Genomic DNA, 14,808 nt, shown 5'->3' with positions numbered 1-14,808 from the left:
AGGACGCATACCCTTGGGTGCGAATGTCCCCCGGCACCGGTCAAGCCGGTGCCTCCTCCTTTACTTCACACCCAAGGGCATGCATCCCCGACGTTAAATAGTCGCGGCGGTTGCGGAAGGTAAATCCGGCGGCTCCGAACCCACAGCGCAGGGGCGGGACTTGCCGGCCTTCGGGGCGAAATAAAGGAGGAGGCCTCCGCCACAGGCGGAGGCCGGGGGACATTCGCCGCGAAGGTCGGCAGGTCCCGCCCCGACCTCACCCCGCCTTTTTCTCGTCCGCGATCCACTGGTCGATGCGCCGCTCCAGCAGGGTCAGCGGCATCGCGCCGCCGCCAAGCACGGCGTCGTGGAAACGGCGGATGTCGAAATCACCGCCCAGTTCGGCTTCGGCCTTCGCGCGCAGCTGCTGGATCTTGATCATGCCGATCTTGTAAGCCGTCGCCTGGCCGGGCCAGGTGATGTAGCGGCGCACCTCGGCCTCGATCGCCTCGGTCGGGATCGAGCTGTTCTCGGCGAAATACGCGACGGCCTGCTTCTGGGTCCAGCCCTTGGCGTGCAGCCCGGTGTCGACCACCAGGCGGATCGCGCGCCACATCTCCGAGGTCAGGCGACCGTACTCGGAGTACGGGTCGGTGTAGGTACCCGGCATCTCGCGCGCGAGCCACTCGGCGTACAGGCCCCAGCCCTCGGCGTAGGCGGTGAACCCGGCCTGCTTGCGGAACTCCGGCACGCCCTCCAGCTCCTGCGCGATGGCGATCTGCATGTGATGGCCCGGCAGGCCCTCGTGGTAGGCGATCACCTCCAGCTCGGTCTTCGGCATCGCATTCATGTCCGACAGGTGCGCGTAGTACACGCCCGGACGGCTGCCGTCCGGGGTGCTGGGGTAGTAGTGCTGCGCGGCGCCGTCCACTTCGCGGAACGCCTCCACCCGCTTGACCACGATGTCGGCCTTGGGCAGCAGGCCGAAGTAGTTGGGCAACTGCTGCTTGATGGTCGCGATTGCCTTGCTGGCATCGTCGATGTAGGCCTGGCGCCCGGCATCGGTGTTGGGATACTTGAACTGAGGGTCTGTGCGCATGAAGTGGAAGAACGCCTGCAGGTCGCCCTTGAAGCCGACGCGCTCTTTCAGGGCCTCCATCTCGCCGCGGATTCGCGCCACTTCGTCCAGTCCGATCTGGTGCACTTCATCGGGCGTGAGGTCGGTCGTGGTCGATGCCTGCAGGCGCTGGGCGTAATAGGCCTTGCCATCGGGATGGGTGGTGCCGACGCCGGAGGGATTGGCCTTGGCGTTGGGCAGATCGGCCTTGAACCAGGCGAGCATTTCCGCATACGCCGGCTGCACCGCTTCCACCAGCGCGGCGCGGGCCTGCGCCTTCAACTCGGCCGCACGTGCCGCATCAATCTTGCCGGCCTTCACCAGCCCATCGGCCTTGGCCTGCGCGTCGGCCCACAGCGCGCTGTCGGCGCCGTCAGCAAACGGGGCGCCGGTGACCACCTTGCCACCCTGCTCGAGCACGCCCTCGTGGGCGAAACGTGGCGGCCGGATGCCCTTCTTCGCCGAAATTTTCACCTGCTCCATCAGCTGCCCGAACGCCCGCGGCACCTCGCGAAGGCGGGCGATATAGGCAAGGTAATCCGATTCGTCCTCCACCTTGTGGAAGTTGATCAGGAAGGTCGGCAGCTGCGATTGCATGCCGCCCATCTGCTCGAACGGATACTGGTGATCGACAAACCGGTGGCCGGCCTTTGACTGCTCGACCTGGTACTTGAACAGGTCCCACGAGAGCTGCGCATCGTCGCCGAGCGCGTCGTAATCGAAGTTCGACTGCATCTCCTGCAGTGCGGCGATCTGCCACGCCAGTTGGCGCTCCCCTGCCGCGCGCGACAGGTCGTCGATCTCGGAATAGCGGTCCTTGCGGCCCAGGAAGGTCATCTGGATCGGACTGAACTGCAGCTGCTCCTCGTATTTGCGCTCGAACCACGCGTTGAGGCGCGCGTCCTCGGAGGCGGCCTGGACCGCGGAGGTCTGGGCGGCCGGGGCGGTGGGAGCCGTGGTTTTTGTCGGCGCGCCGGTTGAGCATGCGACGCACAGGGCAAGGGACAGCGCGGAAACGGCAAGGATGCGACGCATGGGCACTCCAGATGGCGTGGGAGCGACGCCGCTCCCGGGAAACCGATAATGCCACCGCCGCGACGGGCCCGACGCCCTTACTTGCGCTCCAGCGTCCACACAGGCTCAAGCACATTCTCGGCGCGCGGAATCGCGACGCTCACACTGAGGGGCATGACGCTCTTGGTGCCCACGGGCATGTAGGAGCCCTCGAGCACCAGCGAGCCTGCCACCACGTCCCTTTCCAGCTCGTCGAGTGTCAGGCTGCCGCCGCTGACGGTGCCGGTCGCATATGTGCGCGAGTGGTCGCGCTCATCGGTCTTGACCAACTTGAAGACACCCAGAAAGTCGCCATCGCTGGACGCCTCGATGTTTTCCTCCCCGAAGATGACCCCGGAGGCGGGACCCACCGCCTTCTGGCCGATGTGGGCGAGGATCACGCACAACGCCGTCACGTCATCGCTGTGGTCCAGCAAGATGCCCTGCATGCCGACCATGTAGCTTCCCCGCCCATCGTCACCATACGCAGTGCCGCCGGCGAGGTTGCTGCTCATCCCGCCCTCCATCGTGCCTCGGGTCAATGGCAAATCGGGATTGTCGTAAACCATCTGTCGGTATTCAGCCAGATCAAACTCCCGAGGGGGAGGTTCACACGTCATCGCGCCGAGCATCTCAAACATGAAGTCGGCCTGCGACTCCATCGCCGCAGCCGGTGCCGCCGCTGCCAGGGTTGCCGCCAGTACCGCTGGCATCAGTACCCGCAACCCCACGTTGGGCGCCCGGTAAGATCTCACGCGTCGTGCCATAAACACCTGCTCCATAGCTCGAAATTCGGAACGCACGCGCTGAACGTGCTCCTGCGTATACGTCTCCCGGCTGATGTATCCGGACACCGCCGCGCGCCAGCCCGAGCGCTGCGTCCGATCAGCGTTCACCGCGACCCGATGGCGTCGGCCGTAAGCTGGCGTCATTCCATCCAGGGACTACGCATGGCCACCCGCTACTACATCACCCTCCCCGACGGCGCGCGCGCACGCGGCGCCGACCCGGATCTGTCCTTCACCGCGCAGAGTGGGGAGGGCTTCGCCGCCGAACTGCAGGCCGCGTTGCGCGGCGATGGACTGTTCGAGCGCTGGCGTCGCAAGCAGGACGAACCCGACGAGGTGGACCGTTCCCTCGCCGCGACCGATCCGGACGCGACGGTGGAAGGTGCGCAGGACGACCTGCATATCGACCTGGTGGTGACCTCCAGCATCCCCGGCGCGGTGCTGAAGCAGCGCCTGCGGCTGCTGGCCGGCAGCGCGTGGGAACTGCGCGACGTCAAGTCCGCCTGAGCGAGCGATGTCGCGCCGGATCCTGCTCGCGTGGAGCGGCGGCAAGGACGCCGCCTGGACGCTGCACCACCTGTGTGGCCGCGACGACGTCGAGGTGGTCGGCCTGCTGACCACCCTCAACGGCGACTTCCAGCGGGTCGCCATGCACGGCATCCGCCGCGACGTGTTGCGCGCGCAAGCCAACGCCGTCGGCCTGCCGCTGCTGGAGTCGGTGATCCCGCACGGCTCGGACAACGCCACCTACGAGGCCACCTTCGCCGCCAGTCTGCGTCAGGCGCGCGATCGCTGGCGGGGCATCGACACGGTCGCGTTCGGCGACCTGCTGCTGGCAGACGTCCGCGATTGGCGCGAGGCGATGTGCGCCCGCTACGGCTGGAACATCCTGACGCCGCTGTTCGGCAGCAATACCACCGCGCTGGCGCGCGAGATGCTCGACGGTGGCCTGCGCACCCATCTGTGCTGCGTGGATACGCAACAACTGGATGCGCGCTTCGCCGGCCGCCTGTTCGATACGGCGCTGCTGGAGGACCTTCCCGCTGGCGCAGATCCCTGCGGCGAGAACGGCGAGTTCCACACGCTGGTCGAAGACGGCCCGATGTTCCGGCGGCCGCTTCAGCTGCAGCGCGGGGACACCGTGCTTCGCGACGGGCGTTTCGCGTTTACCGACTTTCGGCTCGCGGACCAGACGACCGCGTCGTCCTGAACCAGCCGGACGTCCCTATCCCCGGTGATCAGGCCTTCATCGCCTTGGCGTGGTGGGCGATGTGCTCGCCGATGAAGCTGGCGATGAAGTAGTAGCTGTGGTCATAGCCCGGCTGCATGCGCAGGGTCAGCGGGTGGCCGGCCGCCTCGCAGGCCTGCTGCAGCAGCTGCGGGCGCAACTGCTCGTCGAGGAAGTTGTCGGCATCGCCCTGGTCGACCAGCAGCGGCAGGCGCTCGCTGGCATCGGGGACCAGCGCGGCGGCATCCCACTGCTTCCACTCGTCGCGATCATCACCAAGGTAGGCGCTGAACGCCTTCTCGCCCCACGGCACCTGGCTGGGCGCGACCACCGGCGAGAACGCCGACACGCTGCGGAACATGCCCGGGTTGCGCAGCGCGATCACCAGCGCGCCGTGGCCGCCCATCGAGTGGCCGCTGATGCCGCGCGCGGTGGTGGTCGGGAAATGCGCATCCACCAGCGCCGGCAGCTCCTGGGTGATGTAGTCGTACATCCGGTAGTGCTTCGCCCACGGCTCGCGGGTCGCGTTGAGGTAGAAACCCGCGCCTTGGCCGAGGTCGTAGGCCTCGTCATCGGCGACGCCTTCGCCGCGCGGGCTGCTGTCGGGCGCCACCAGGATCACGCCGTGCTTGGCCGCGTAGCCCTGCGCGCCGGCCTTGGTGATGAAGTTCTGCTCGTTGCAGGTCAGGCCCGACAACCAGTACAGGACCGGGCACGGCCCCTGCTTGGCCTGCGGCGGCAGATAGACCGCGAAGTCCATGTCCACGCCCAGCGTGCTGGACGCGTGCTGCCAGACTTCCTGGCTGCCGCCAAAACTGGCGTGCTGTTCAATCTGTTTCATGAGTCACCTCGTATCGAAGGATGGCGCGGGGGTTGGATCGTCGCGCCATCAGTAATGGATCACGGTGCGGATCGACTCGCCGGCGTGCATCAGTTCGAACGCCTCGTTGATCCGCTCCAGCGGCAGGGTGTGGGTCACGAATGGCGCCAGCTGGATGTCCCCGCGCATCGCGTCCTCGACCATGCCAGGCAACTGGGTCCGGCCCTTGACGCCGCCAAACGCGGTGCCCATCCACTTGCGCCCGGTCACCAGCTGGAACGGCCGCGTGCTGATCTCCTTGCCCGCACCGGCAACGCCGATGATCACCGACTGGCCCCAGCCACGATGCGCGCATTCCAGTGCGGCGCGCATCACGTCGACGTTGCCGATGCACTCGAAGCTGTGGTCCACGCCCCAGCGCGTCATCTCGACGATGACTTCCTGGATCGGCTTGTCGTGGTCCCTGGGGTTCACGCAGTCGGTCGCGCCCATCTGCCGGGCCAGCTCGAACTTCTCGGCATTGGTGTCGATGGCGATGATCCGCCCGGCCTTGGCCTGCACCGCGCCCTGGATGACCGCCAGCCCGATCGCACCCAGGCCGAAGACCGCCACGCTGTCGCCTTCGGCCACCATGGCGGTGTTGTGGACCGCGCCGATGCCGGTGGTGACCCCGCAGCCGAGCAGGCAGACGTGTTCGGGGTTGGCGTCGGGGTTGACCTTGGCCAGCGAGACCTCGGCGACGACGGTGTACTCGCTGAAGGTCGAGCAGCCCATGTAGTGGTAGATCGGCTCGCCGTTGTAGGAGAAGCGGGTGGTGCCGTCGGGCATCACGCCCTTGCCCTGGGTCGCGCGCACGGCGACGCACAGGTTGGTCTTGCCGCTCTTGCAGAACAGGCACTCGCCGCACTCGGCGGTGTACAGCGGAATCACGTGATCGCCCGGCTTGACGCTGGTCACGCCCTCGCCGACCTCGACCACGATGCCCGCGCCCTCATGCCCGAGCACGGCCGGAAACACGCCCTCGGGGTCATCGCCCGACAGGGTGAACGCGTCCGTGTGGCACAGCGCGGTGTGGGTGATCTTGACCAGGACCTCGCCCTTACGCGGCGGCTCGACATCGATCTCGACGATCTGCAGGGGCTTTCCGGCTTCGAAAGCGACGGCGGCACGCGATTTCATGGCGTTCTCCAAATCATTTCAGGTAAGCGCGCACCAGCGCCACGGCATCGTCGATGCCCGCCTGGCGGCGTGAAGGATCCTCAGCAGGGCTTCCCAGCTCCTCGCGCAGATGGCTTTCCAGCACCTGCGACATCAGTCCGTTGACTGCACCGCGGATCGCGGCGATCTGCTGCAGTACCGGCCCACAGTCAGCACCCGCCTCCAGCGCACGCTCCAATGCCTCCAGCTGTCCCCGCGCGCGGCGGACCCTGGTCAGGACACGTTTCTTTTCTTCGGGGGAGTGCGGCATGAGGCGGCGTGGCGTGGCGTGGCGTGTCGGATACTGGGGGAGAGTATACACCTCCGCCCAGCCACTTGCCTTCAGAGCTTGGGCACACGACTGAACCCCACTCAGAGTTATGTAGTCAGCAGCCGTGGAATTTCCGCGGGGTAGACCGGCCGAGTTCCATTCGGGGTACCGTTGCGTTGCGAAAATCGAGAGCATTAGCCCCCTTTAATCCAAGCATTCGTAGCCGGCACGACATTGATCGCGTGATCGCGGTTCAATTCCGGGTTTTCGGGGCGCTGTGAATGGAGGCCGGGGTTCGGTAAATCCAAGGGGCTGCATTTTGGAACCAATGATCGTGTGTTTTTTAGATTGCGAGACCACAGGCTTGAGCGCCGCCGACCAGCCGGTAAGTATCGCAGCGGTCCTGGTGGAGCTCGACGCGAAGGGCTTCGGCGAGCCCATCGCGGAATGGCATGGTCTTGCATGCCCGACGGTTCCAATGAATCCACATGCCCAGCGTGTTCATGGCATGTCGGTGGAAGCGCTTCGCGGACTTGCGTTTGATGTTCCGGCTCTGACCTCAATGCTGGACCGTGCCAGTGTCCTGATCGCGCACAACGCCCGCTTCGACATTCGTATGATTGGGCAGGTAATTTCCGGCATCGAGCGACGGAGGTGGCGCTGCACACAGCGCCAGTGGCCCTGGGCTCCCTTGGCTAACAAGAAACTCGACACAGTGTGTGCACACTTCGCGATTGAGCGATCGGATGTCCACGGGGCACTCGCCGATGCCCATGCTTTGCGCCAGGCGCTCATGCAGCGAACGGGGAAGACGGATCGCAGCCGAACTTACCTCTATAAGCTCCTGCAGCGCGGCGACTTCGCAGTGGAGACGCCGCGCCGCAGTCACTGGTCCGAGCGCGTTGATGGGCACGCAGAGTCTCGTCCGCCGCACCCGCGGGATGCGCCTATGATTCCCCACTGGGTCTATTGGGTAATTGGGTTGCTGCTTGCGGCACATTTTATGAGGCCATGAACAAGCCGATGGCTGCCCGTACCCAATCTCACGTGACGCTATCCCGGGGAGAGCGCTCTCACGAAAGCAAGCCGTCAGTCGCCTTGACCGCTATCTAACTGGAGGGTCCGAAAGCTAATCCCGAAACCCATTACTGATCGGATACCGCCTTTCCCGCCCAAACGCGCGCCGCGACACTTTCGGGCCGGGCGCGGCCTGGTGGCGCTTCCACTCGCTGATGCGGACCAGGTGCAGGATGCGATCCACGGTCGCGGCATCGAAACCGGCGCGGACGATCTCATCGCGGGACTGCTCCTGGTCGATGCAGCGGCGCAGTAGCGCGTCGAGCACGTCGTAGGGCGGCAGCGAATCCTCGTCCTTCTGGTCGGCGCGCAGTTCCGCCGACGGGGCGCGCGCGATCACGCCGACCGGGACCACCGGGTCGCCGACGGTGTTGCGCCAGCGAGCCAGCTCGAAGACCTCGCTCTTGTAGAGGTCCTTGATCGGCGCGTAGCCGCCGGCCATGTCGCCGTAGATGGTCGAATAGCCGACCGCGTATTCGCTCTTGTTGCCGGTGGTCAGCAGCAGGCCGCCGAACTTGTTGCTCAGCGCCATCAGGAGCGCGCCGCGGATCCGCGACTGCAGGTTCTCCTCGGTGGTATCCACGGCCTGGCCCTCGAATACCGTCTCCAGCGCGGCAAGAAAGCCCTGAAACGGTTGCTCGATGGGCAGGTCGAGCAGCCGCACGCCCTGCTCCTGGCATTGCTCGGCGGCCAGGTCGTTGGACAGGCTGACGGTGTAGCGCGAGGGCATGCGCACCGCGGTGACGTTGTCGGCGCCCAGCGCGTCCACCGCAATGGCCAACACGACCGCTGAATCCAGCCCGCCGGACAGGCCCACCCACGCGTTGCGGAAGCCGTTTTTGCGGCAGTAGTCACGCGTGCCGGTCACCACCGCGCGCCACGCCAGCGCATCGCGGCTCTCGTCGCCGTCCTGCTGCCACAGCACCGGGTGGAAGCGCTTGCTGGCCGGTTCGAAATCGACCACCAGCCACTGCTCGGTGAAGGCCGACGCCGCCGGGTGCACGCAGCCATCGCCATCGGCGACCAGGGATGCGCCGTCGAACACCAGCGAGTCCTGGCCGCCCACGCAATTGACATAGGCGATCGGCACGCCGCTGCCGCGCGAGGCGTCCTCCAGCAACTGGTCGCGCCTGCCGTGCTGGTCGTGTTCGAACGGGGAGGCATTGATGGACAGCACCAGCTCCGCGCCGGCCGCCACGGTGGAAGCGATCGGTTCGTGGAACCACAGGTCCTCGCACACCAGCAAACCCAGCCGGGTGCCTTTGACTTCAAACACGCAGTCCCCGCCGTCGGGGTCGACGACGAAATAGCGGCGCTCATCAAACACCGCGTAATTGGGCAGCTTGCGCTTGCGGTAGGTCTTCTCGATCACGCCGTCGCGCAGGACGCTGGCGGCGTTGTAGACCACCGACCCGGCCGACTCCGGCCAGCCCACGACCACCGTGATGCCGATGGCGGCCTTGGCCACCCGCCCGATCGCCGCCTCGCAAGCGCGCAGGAAACCCGGCCGCATCAACAGGTCCTCGGGCGGGTAGCCCGATATCGCCAGCTCGGGGAAGAGCACCAGGTCGGCGCCGTGGTCGTCGCGCGCCTGCTCGATCAGTTCCACGATCAGGTCTGCGTTCTCATCCACCGCGCCGACGGCGAAGTCGAACTGGGCCATTGCGATGCGTAGGGACTGGGTCATGGGATTCGTCCGTCAGAGGGGTCGGTCAGCGTTGCATTGTCCCAGACTCCGGCAACGTGACCCGAAACGCGGGATGGCGTGGCTACACGCGCCGCGACCGCCACAACCTTCAGGCGTCTCCCGTGGTCTACGCCCCCTCCCGTTCCGTCCCCCCGCGCACCGCGTTGCGCATCCCGCGTAAGCCACGCAGGCATGCGGCCTTGGTGGCGTCGACGGCGGGATTGCTCTCAACCGCCCGCGGGTGCAGACCAAGGCGCCGCATGCGGTGATTGAAACGGTGTGCATCGGCCCAGACGTCCGACCGCGCGGTCCGAAACGTCATGGCCAGGGAGATGGACAGCTCTGGTCCGGTGGTCACCAGATGGGGCGCAATGAACGGATGGTGCACACCGAGGCCTGGCTCGAGTTCGAACACTTTTGCCTTGGTGGCAAACGAAGGCAGATACGCTGGCCTCGCCTCCCCTTCCGCGCTGAGCAGCCGGTCTTTCTGGGCTTGCGTCATGATCGTTGCATCGGCAGGGTCCCAGAGCCTGACGGTCTTGTGGCCGCGGATCTGCAGCAGGAAGTTCATCTCGCGATCCATGTGGTACGGCGTCACGGCGTGTCGGGCCGATATGAAGAAGTACGTGGAGTACCAGGTCGGCCTGGGATCGAGCCGCTCGATACCCACGATGATCTCGCCTAGCAGTCCTTCAATCGCCGGGCGGTATTCCGCGTCACGCTCCGGGTTGTAGACAACGATGTAGGCCTCCCGCTCCTCGAAGTGCTCGACCGCATCTTCCAAGGTTAGCCCGTGGTTGTAGCGATGGAGCGAAGAGTCAAATCCGCGTCGCCGGGTATCTTGCCGATACGCACCTTGACCGCTGATGTGGGCATCCGCCGGCAGAGCGCGAACAGCGATGGCAGCATGAACTGCGGCCGTTCTGCCAGGCGGTGTTTCACCAGAAAGGGCGACCTGTTATACGAGCGTTCGATCTGCTCCGGATCGAACTGGATCCATGGGCGCGGCTGCTGGCGCGCGCTGGCCGCAAGGGCGGAAACGCGGGCAGGAGGCAGCCGTTCACCAAGCATCACACGGCCCTTTGGTTCAGAGAGTGTCGAGCGCGCCAGTTGCGTACTCGCGCGGCCATGCTGATTGGAACGGCGTGCATTGCCGACGCAGGCCACGGCGGCCTGCGCGTTGGGCAGCGCCCGCTACGCTCTGCGAGGCGAGCCAGACTCGGGCACCTTGACCCGGAACCAGGCCGCATACAGCGCGGGCAGGAACAGAAGTGTCAGCACGGTGGCCACCAGCAGCCCACCCATGATCGCCACCGCCATCGGGCCGAAGAAGGCACTGCGCGAGAGCGGGATCATCGCCAGGATCGCGGCCAGCGCGGTCAGCACGATCGGCCGGAAACGGCGCACCGTCGCCTCGACAATCGCATCCCAGGTCTCGTGGCCGTCGCGCCGGTCCTGCTCGATCTGGTCCACCAGGATCACCGCGTTACGCATGATCATGCCCGACAGGGCGATGGTGCCTAGCATCGCCACGAAGCCGAATGGCACCCGGAACACCAGCAGGAACAGGGTGACGCCGATCATCCCCAGCGGCGCGGTCAGCAGCACCATGAAACTGCGCGAGAAACTGCGCAGCTGCACCATCAGCAGCGTGAACACGACGAACAGGAACAGCGGCACGCCGGCGGCGATCGAGTCCTGGCCGCGGGTCGAATCCTCCACGCTGCCGCCCACGTCCACCGAGTAGCCGTACGGCAGTTCGTCGCGGATCCCATCCAGGGTCGGCGAGATCTGCCCCATCACCGACGCCGGCTGGGTGCCGTCGTAGATGTCGGCGCGCACGGTCATGGTCGGCTTGCGGTCGCGGTGCCAGATGATGCCTTCCTCGAAGCCGTACTCCAGCGTGGCGACCTGGGCCAGCGGCACGCTCTGGCCGCTGGCGGTCGGCACCATCAACGTGGAGAGTTGATCCAGCGCGATCGGCTCCTCCTCCCCGCCGCGCAGCACCATCCCGATCAACTGGTTGCCCTCGCGGTAGGTGCTGACCTGGATGCCCGACAGCGAGCCGCTGAGCACTTGCGACAGCTGCGCCGAGGTGATGCCCAGCGCGCGCGCCCGTGCTTGGTCGACCTGCAGGCGCACGACCTTGCCCGGCTCGTCCCAGTCCAGGTTGACGTTGGCCACGTGCGGGTTCTTGCGGATCTCCTCGCGCACGGCGTAGGCGATCCGGCGCACTTGGTCGATGTGCTCGCCGGAGACGCGGAACTGCACCGGATAGCCGACCGGTGGGCCGTTCTCCAGCCGGGTCACGCGCAGCTGCAGGTCGGGGAACAGCGGCACGACCTCGTCGATCATCCAGCTGCGCAGCGCCTCGCGCGCCTCCAGGCTCTCGGGCATCAGCACGAACTGGGCGAAGTTGGCCGACGGCAGTTGCTGGTCCAGCGGCAGGTAGAAACGCGGCGAGCCGGTACCGATGTAGGCGGTGTAGTTGGTCAGGTCGTCGCGCTCGGCCAGCAGCGCTTCCAGCCGCTCGGCCTGGGCGCGGGTGGCGCGCAGCGAACTGCCCTCGGCCAGCTCCATGTCAACCATCAGCTCGGGGCGCACCGACTCGGGGAAGAACTGCTGCGGCACGAAGCGGAACATCAGCAGCGATAGCACAAACGCGGCGATGGTGACCAAGATCACCAGCCAGCGATGGCGCACGCACCACACCACCCAGCTGCGGAAGCGCTGGTAGAAGCGCGTCGCATACGGATCGTGCGGTTGCCCGGCGTCCTGCGGCAGCGGCGCGATCACGTCGGCGAATGCCGGATGCCGGTCCGCCCAGGCCTGGCGGCGGGCCTGCCAGCGCGCGGCCAGCGAACCGGGTTTCGGCGGCGCCGGGTGGCGATGCGCGCCGCGCTCGATGTGCGGCAGCAGCTTGTCGCCCAGGAAGGGCACGAACACCACCGCCGCCACCCACGACACCAGCAGCGCGATGGTCACCACCTCGAACAGCGAGCGCGTGTATTCGCCCGTGCTCGACGCCGCCGTCGCGATCGGCAGGAAGCCGGCCGCGGTGATGAAGGTGCCGGTCAACATGGGGAACGCGGTCGACTCCCACGCAAACGCCGCCGCCTTGAGGCGATCGAAGCCCTGCTCCATCTTGATCGCCATCATCTCCACCGCAATGATCGCGTCATCGACCATCAGCCCGAGTGCCAGCACCAGCGCACCCAGCGAGATCTTGTGCAGGCCGACGCCGAAGATCTCCATCACCGTGAAGGTCATCGCCAACACGAGAGGGATCGACAGCGCGACCACCAGCCCGGTGCGGAACCCCAGCGACAGGAAGCTCACCAACAGCACGATGCCGACCGCCTCGGCCAGGACGCGGACGAACTCGCCGACCGATTCCTTCACCGCCGCTGGCTGGTCGGACACCTTGTGCAGCGCCATGCCCACCGGCAGGGTTTTCTGCAGTTGCTCGAACTCGCTTTCCAGGGTCTTGCCGAGCGCGAGGATGTCGCCGCCATCGCGCATCGCCACGCCGATCCCGATCGCGTCCTGGCCCATGAAGCGCATGCCCGGCTGCGCCGGATCGGAGAAGCCGCGCTCCACCGTGGCCACGTCGCCGAGCTGGAAGGTGCGGTCGCCGACCCGGATCGGGAACTGGCGGATCTGCTCGACCGACTCGAACTGGCCGCTGACCCGCACCGGCACGCGGCTGCTGGCGGTCTCGAAGAACCCACCCGGGACGACGGCGTTCTGCTGCTGCAGCGCGTCCTGCACCGCCGCCGCAGACACGCCCAGCGTGGCCAGCTTGGTATTGGAAAGCTCGATCCAGACCTTCTCGTCCTGGACCCCGAACAGCTCGATCTTGCCGACGTCGGGCACCTTCTGCAGGGCCAGCTGGATGCGGTCGGCGTAGTCCTTCATCACCGCGTAATCAAAGCCGGCGCCGGTCAGCGCATAGATGTTGCCGAAGGTGTCGCCAAACTCGTCATTGAAGAACGGACCGACGATGTCGGCCGGCAGTTCCGGGCGCAGGTCGCCGATCTTCTTGCGCACCTGGTAGAACAGCTCGGGCACCTGCGAGGAACGCATGGAGTCGCGCGCGGCGAAGATCACCTGCGACTCGCCCGCTCGCGAGTAGGAGCGGATGAACTCGTACTCGCCGGTCTCCATCAGCTTGCGCTCGATGCGCTCTGTCACCTGCCGGCCGACCTGCTCGGCGGTCGCGCCCGGCCACACGGTGTGGATCACCATGACCTTGAAGGTGAACGCCGGATCTTCGCTGCGGCCCAGCTTGAGGTAGGAGAAGGTGCCGGCGATCGCCACCACCAGCATCATGTAGACGACCAGGCTGCGATGGCGCAGGGCCCACGCGGAAAGATTGAACCGCATCAAGGTCAGTTGCCCAGCGGCCGGTTGTCGCGGTCCACCGGCGCCACCTCCTGACCCTCGCGCAGCAGGTGCCCGCCGGCGGCGACCACCCAGTCATCCTTGGCCAGGCCATCGAGCACGGGCACGCTGTCGTTGCCATACGCACCGATGGACACAGGCTGGAGCTTCAGGGTGGAACTGGCGCGGTCGACCACGAACACCGCCACGCCATCGCCCTGTCGCTGCAACGCGGTGAGCGGGACGCTGAACGTCGCGCCGCCCGCGGCATTGGTGGGGATGATGACCCGCGCGCTCTGGCCCAGTTGCAGGGCACCTTCGGGGGCGTCCACGGTGGCCCTGGCCGCGAACGTCCGCGACGCGGGATCGGCCGAGGGCGACACTTCGCGTACGGTGCCGGGCCAGCGCTTGCCCGGCTGCGACCAGACCTCGACCTGCACCGCCTTGCCGGGCTGGACCTCGTCCTTGGCGTTCTCGGCCACCGCAAAGACGATCTCGCGCGCGCCGTCCGCAGCCAGCGTGAAGACCGGCTGCCCGGCGGCAACCACCTGCCCCGCCTCGGCCTGGCGGCTGGCGATGACACCGTCCGCCGGCGCGACCAGCTTGCTGTAGCCGGCCTGGTTGCTGGCCATGCGCAGCTCGGCGCGGGCGGCATTGACCTGCCCCTGCGCCGCTTCGGCGGCGGCAGTCTGCGCATCCATGTTGGAGCGGCTGATCAACTGGTCCTTGACCAGTTGCGCGTAGCGGGCCTGGTCGGCGCGCGCCCGCTTGAGGTCGGCTTCCAGCGCCGCCAGCTTGGCCCGCGCGGCAGTCGCCTGGGCCTGCTGGTCATCGGGATCCAGCGTCGCCAGCACGTCGCCCTCGCTGACGTGGTCACCGACCTCGACCCGCCGCTCGAGCATGTTGCCGCCGATCCGGAAGGACAGCGGACTCTCCTCGCGCGCGCGGATCTCCCCGGTCAGCGACATTTCCGTCGCCGTGCCGGCGCCGGGCAGCACGACCAGCACGGGAGGCTTTTCCTGCGGCTCGGCATCGCTTCCACTGCAGGCGGCCACCAGCAGCACCAGCAGCGCGGCGGCGAGATTGCCCAGCAAAGAGGCGGAACGACCGGTTCGGCTACGGCTGCACATGTCGGATCGATTCCCGGGTTGAGCGCTTGGAGTGGCAGGCACTGTATAAATATAAAACTCCCCGGTCTAGTATTGGGT

At 66.7% G+C, this 14,808-nt stretch carries 13 protein-coding genes; 3 read left to right on the top strand and 10 right to left on the bottom strand.

The window, feature by feature from the left end:
- Positions 1 to 256 precede the first annotated feature (256 nt).
- Positions 257 to 2,131, bottom strand: a complete 1,875-nt coding sequence (locus tag INQ40_RS02045) for a DUF885 domain-containing protein (protein WP_194341394.1) — start codon at positions 2,129 to 2,131, stop codon at positions 257 to 259.
- 77 nt (positions 2,132 to 2,208) lie between these two features.
- On the bottom strand, positions 2,209 to 2,862 hold the full coding sequence (locus INQ40_RS02040) for a hypothetical protein (RefSeq protein WP_194341391.1): 654 nt from the start codon (positions 2,860 to 2,862) through the stop codon (positions 2,209 to 2,211).
- A 237-nt stretch (positions 2,863 to 3,099) separates the two neighbouring features.
- Here INQ40_RS02040 and INQ40_RS02035 point away from each other — a divergent pair, with 237 nt between their 5' ends.
- Both INQ40_RS02035 and INQ40_RS02030 read left to right on the top strand, forming a co-directional pair.
- Positions 3,100 to 3,444: a hypothetical protein gene (locus INQ40_RS02035; protein ID WP_194341389.1), complete on the top strand. Its 345-nt coding sequence runs from the start codon at positions 3,100 to 3,102 to the stop codon at positions 3,442 to 3,444.
- Between the two features lie 7 nt (positions 3,445 to 3,451).
- Positions 3,452 to 4,147, top strand: a complete 696-nt coding sequence (locus INQ40_RS02030; protein WP_194341387.1) for an adenine nucleotide alpha hydrolase — start codon at positions 3,452 to 3,454, stop codon at positions 4,145 to 4,147.
- A 28-nt stretch (positions 4,148 to 4,175) separates the two neighbouring features.
- On the opposite strand, the gene fghA is transcribed toward INQ40_RS02030, so the two are convergent.
- Genes fghA through frmR form a run of 3 tightly spaced genes read right to left on the bottom strand, consistent with a single transcriptional unit; the run spans position 4,176 to position 6,453 of the window.
- Positions 4,176 to 5,006, bottom strand: coding sequence for an S-formylglutathione hydrolase (fghA, locus tag INQ40_RS02025; RefSeq protein WP_194341385.1), 831 nt, complete (start codon positions 5,004 to 5,006; stop codon positions 4,176 to 4,178).
- Positions 5,007 to 5,054: 48 nt separating this feature from the next.
- Positions 5,055 to 6,164 (bottom strand): S-(hydroxymethyl)glutathione dehydrogenase/class III alcohol dehydrogenase, encoded by a 1,110-nt coding sequence (locus tag INQ40_RS02020; RefSeq protein ID WP_194341383.1) that lies wholly within the window; start codon positions 6,162 to 6,164, stop codon positions 5,055 to 5,057.
- Between the two features lie 13 nt (positions 6,165 to 6,177).
- Positions 6,178 to 6,453 carry a formaldehyde-responsive transcriptional repressor FrmR gene (gene frmR, locus INQ40_RS02015; RefSeq protein WP_194341381.1) on the bottom strand — a complete coding sequence of 92 codons (276 nt, stop codon included), beginning with the start codon at positions 6,451 to 6,453 and terminating at the stop codon, positions 6,178 to 6,180.
- Positions 6,454 to 6,817: 364 nt separating this feature from the next.
- Here frmR and INQ40_RS02010 point away from each other — a divergent pair, with 364 nt between their 5' ends.
- Complete coding sequence (locus INQ40_RS02010) at positions 6,818 to 7,468, top strand: 3'-5' exonuclease (protein ID WP_194341379.1); 651 nt, start codon at positions 6,818 to 6,820, stop codon at positions 7,466 to 7,468.
- Between the two features lie 114 nt (positions 7,469 to 7,582).
- Here the strand turns inward: INQ40_RS02010 and INQ40_RS02005 are convergent, their stop codons facing one another.
- The 5 genes from INQ40_RS02005 to INQ40_RS01985 all read right to left on the bottom strand — a co-directional run bounded on the left by INQ40_RS02005 (position 7,583) and on the right by INQ40_RS01985 (position 14,730).
- A complete protein-coding gene (locus INQ40_RS02005; protein ID WP_194341377.1) occupies positions 7,583 to 9,217 on the bottom strand; it encodes an NAD+ synthase in 1,635 nt (544 codons plus the stop codon).
- A gap of 127 nt (positions 9,218 to 9,344) precedes the next feature.
- Positions 9,345 to 10,001 carry a cupin-like domain-containing protein gene (locus tag INQ40_RS02000; RefSeq protein WP_194341375.1) on the bottom strand — a complete coding sequence of 219 codons (657 nt, stop codon included), beginning with the start codon at positions 9,999 to 10,001 and terminating at the stop codon, positions 9,345 to 9,347.
- Between the two features lie 2 nt (positions 10,002 to 10,003).
- Positions 10,004 to 10,384 (bottom strand): hypothetical protein, encoded by a 381-nt coding sequence (locus tag INQ40_RS01995; protein WP_194341373.1) that lies wholly within the window; start codon positions 10,382 to 10,384, stop codon positions 10,004 to 10,006.
- Between the two features lie 27 nt (positions 10,385 to 10,411).
- A complete protein-coding gene (locus INQ40_RS01990) occupies positions 10,412 to 13,606 on the bottom strand; it encodes an efflux RND transporter permease subunit (RefSeq protein WP_305059291.1) in 3,195 nt (1,064 codons plus the stop codon).
- A gap of 2 nt (positions 13,607 to 13,608) precedes the next feature.
- Positions 13,609 to 14,730 (bottom strand): efflux RND transporter periplasmic adaptor subunit, encoded by a 1,122-nt coding sequence (locus INQ40_RS01985; RefSeq protein WP_194341369.1) that lies wholly within the window; start codon positions 14,728 to 14,730, stop codon positions 13,609 to 13,611.
- Positions 14,731 to 14,808: the final 78 nt, after the last annotated feature.

It is taken from the genome of Lysobacter sp. H21R4 (assembly GCF_015277535.1).
Lineage (GTDB): Bacteria > Pseudomonadota > Gammaproteobacteria > Xanthomonadales > Xanthomonadaceae > Novilysobacter > Novilysobacter ciconiae.
The sequence above is the reverse complement of the archived record's forward strand: the minus strand, read 5'-3'. Positions and strand labels throughout refer to the sequence as shown.